General features: G+C 55.0%; 4 protein-coding genes. 1 reads left to right on the forward strand and 3 read right to left on the reverse strand.

Translation table 11 applies throughout. The features are described from left to right. Window positions 1–388 precede the first annotated feature (388 nt). A complete protein-coding gene (locus tag GKC28_RS25985; protein ID WP_174149823.1) occupies window positions 389–1294 on the forward strand; it encodes a Shedu immune nuclease family protein in 906 nt (301 codons plus the stop codon). A gap of 262 nt (window positions 1295–1556) precedes the next feature. Here GKC28_RS25985 and GKC28_RS25990 read toward each other — a convergent pair whose 3' ends face one another. The 3 genes from GKC28_RS25990 to GKC28_RS26000 form a co-directional block, all read right to left on the reverse strand. Then, window positions 1557–1970, reverse strand: a complete 414-nt coding sequence (locus GKC28_RS25990; protein ID WP_174149824.1) for a universal stress protein — start codon at window positions 1968–1970, stop codon at window positions 1557–1559. 276 nt (window positions 1971–2246) lie between these two features. After that, window positions 2247–2660, reverse strand: coding sequence for an SLC13 family permease (locus GKC28_RS25995; RefSeq protein WP_254604430.1), 414 nt, complete (start codon window positions 2658–2660; stop codon window positions 2247–2249). Between the two features lie 75 nt (window positions 2661–2735). Further along, window positions 2736–2968, reverse strand: a 233-nt coding sequence (locus tag GKC28_RS26000) for a hypothetical protein (RefSeq protein WP_174148868.1), incomplete at its 5' end; no start/stop codon positions are given.

The following is a 2968-nucleotide window of genomic DNA, read 5'->3' on the forward strand; positions in this document are numbered from 1 at the left end:
CACGTCGAGCGCCGGGCGGCCGCCCTTGGGGTTGCGCCGCCGACCTGCCGCGCGTTCAAGGATCGGGCGAAAGCGTTCGAAATTCACCGTCGAATTCAGCGTTTCCAGCGGATCGCCGCCCGCGGAAATCTCAGCAAGACGATCGTCAACGCTCCAGAACCCTGCTTGCTTCGCCATGACCGCCTCCCTGCTACGAGGGTAGTGAATCACGTGACACGCCGGTCGGCCAGAGGTTTTCGGAGGCGTCCAACTTATTAAGGATGGTGACGAGTACGTTCTTCACGAAACGGATACTGGCATACAACAAATAAAGGCTCGGTTTATCGAGGACGGGCGGGGTATCACGCATCTTCACATCCAAAGGTGGAGCACCAAAACCGGCAACCCGATGGGTGAACAGGTCGTGCTATATGGCGAACAGATTTCAAAACTGCTGGAGTTTTTGCAAAACATTCGCCGACTGGAAATTCCTGGCCCAGGCAAATTCAACGTCAATGAGGCCGATCTGCGCTTAGTCCACATGCCGGACGCCGAAGCGCGTAAACTCCTTGAAGACCGCCCTGATTTAGTTGCGGAGTTTGCACGAAGCCAAATCACCACGGAAGACGTTGTTGCTCTCGCTTATCGCCGTGAGCAATTGAAGGTTTTCTCAGATATGCTTGATCAGGGCAACAATATCTCCGAAAACAACTGGCAGGAGTTCTTTGAGCGAAACCAATGGATTTTCGGATACGGGCTCAGTTACATCTTCACAACCGGGTTGGACGGACGCGCGCTTCAGCAAACGATCCGCGGGTCCAGCCTGGTTGCACCTGGGAAGATTCCGGACGGCATCATGAAAACCCGTGCCGCCGTAAGTGCACTGTGCTTAGTTGAGATCAAAAAGTGCTCAACCGATCTTCTGAGAAGAAGTGAATACCGCTCCGGAACATGGGCCCCCTCGGCCGAGCTGAGCGGTGCAGTGGCTCAGTGCCAGGAGACGTTACGAACCGCGGCTGATGCCTTGGGCACACATCACCGGTTTGCCAACGAGCAAGGAGATCCTACAGGGGAAGAACTGATGTCGGTTCAACCGAGATCAGTTCTCATAGTCGGAAGCCTTGAGCAGTTTCAAACCGAGCGCGGTGTGAACGCCGCACGCTATCAGGCTTTTGAGGGCTTCCGTCGCAATCTTCGTCAACCAGAGATCATCACATTCGACGAGCTTTTCGAACGCGCGCGGTTCATTGTTGATCATACCGAAAGATCGGAGACTTTTGCTGAGGACGGGGAAAATGAGGAGGTTCCATTCTAAGTGACGGACATTTTCAATTGTCACCCTCAACTTGGCAGTCATCATTCAAAATTGATCGACTGAAGGTACACATTGCCGGACATTTCGGACTTTTGCCTGTGCAGCTATTGCTCACGCAGAAAAACATCCCACTTGCAGCGAGACATTTGCGGCGGCACAGCGGATTTAACTGAACCGGTCGTTCACCAATGTTGATTGTCCGTCACCAAATGAACTGGACCACCTTTACATGCCAGTTTTACATTTCATTTCCTTAGTCTCCTCAGGGGCAGCGCACAACATGAACTGAACATTGCGCGTAGCGCACGACGCGAGATGAGGTACTGCCGAGAAAGTAGTCCTGCAACCCCGGGCGGTGCGAATCCAGAACGATGCAGTCTATCGCATTGGCCTCTGCCCAATCCAAAATAGTACGCCCGGAATGCCCTTCGACTACAACGCCCTTGCCGTTTTTAAATTGGCCTGCCAAGTTGTTCAGCTCAGCTTGAATCGCCACGCGCAACTTGTTGGCATAGCCAGCGGGCATGTAAGAGACCGCATTGGCTGGCAATCGTTCCGACACATGGAGCACATATGTTTTTGTATCTTTTCCCGACAGTGCCTTCGCCACCCGAACTGAGGCGGATGGATCGTGGCCTTCTTCGAATGATACTGCCACAAGAATATTCTTATACATTGACACCTCCATGAGACTTTCAAAGTCTCTGCTTGGCGAACTGGTTAGTACCAAGCTTGCTGAGGGCGAGGTAAACAATCATTGCGAAATCAAGGCCCCAGCCCTCTGCCAAATGCTCGCAGAGCTCCGGCATCCGTGCAAGCAGGACGGCGAATATGATTGAGACTCTGCCGCCGCCACTGCTTTCGGGTCCGTGCTGCTAGTGCCGTACAGATTTTCCCTGCGGGGTGTCCAGGCGAGGATGAGGTTATGGCGCGTGTAGGGTTGCGCCATGTGCTATGGCTCCAACGGCCAGATAATTGGAGCTAGCACCACCGTTACTGCCCCTGCCAAGATGTTCATTGGCAAGCCCAACCGTAGAAAATCTGTGAAGCGGTAGCCCCCGGCATTGTAGACCATTGTGTTCGTCTGGTAGCCGACTGGCGTGGCGAAACTTGCGCTGGCGCCAAACATGACAACCACGACAAAGGCACGCGGATCGAGGCCAAGCGCGGCTGCGACGCCCACAGCGATGGGCGTCATGATCACGGCGACTGCGTTATTGGTAACCAACTCAGTCAGCACTGAGGTCACTGCGTATATCAGTGCCAGCGCAAGGATCGGGCTCAGCTGCCGCAGCGGTTCGGACAGCGTTTCAACGATCAACGTCATGGCGCCGCTGCCTTCCATAGCTGCGCCGAGAACCAGCATACTGATGATCAGAAGCAGGAGCCGCCCGTCGATCGCTCCGACGCCTTCGTCCGGCTCGACGTAAGCACCCGATTTCTACCGCGGGGGCTGGTCCTTGACGCGTGCGATGATGTCGGGATCGTCGACGGAGTCTTGTAAGAAGTCGTTCCAGCGCTCCGGCGAACGCCGGGCGTCCGCGAGCATGTCCTTCAGTTCGCAGATGCCATCGTCGGTCAGCGTCGTGATGTATTTGTCTTGCCCGATCTGAACGCTGACGATGCTGCCGTAGGACAGGTTGTCGTCGTTGCTCACGATGGCTTCGAGAAGTC

The organism is Leisingera sp. ANG59 (genome assembly GCF_013317235.1).
Lineage (GTDB): Bacteria > Pseudomonadota > Alphaproteobacteria > Rhodobacterales > Rhodobacteraceae > Leisingera.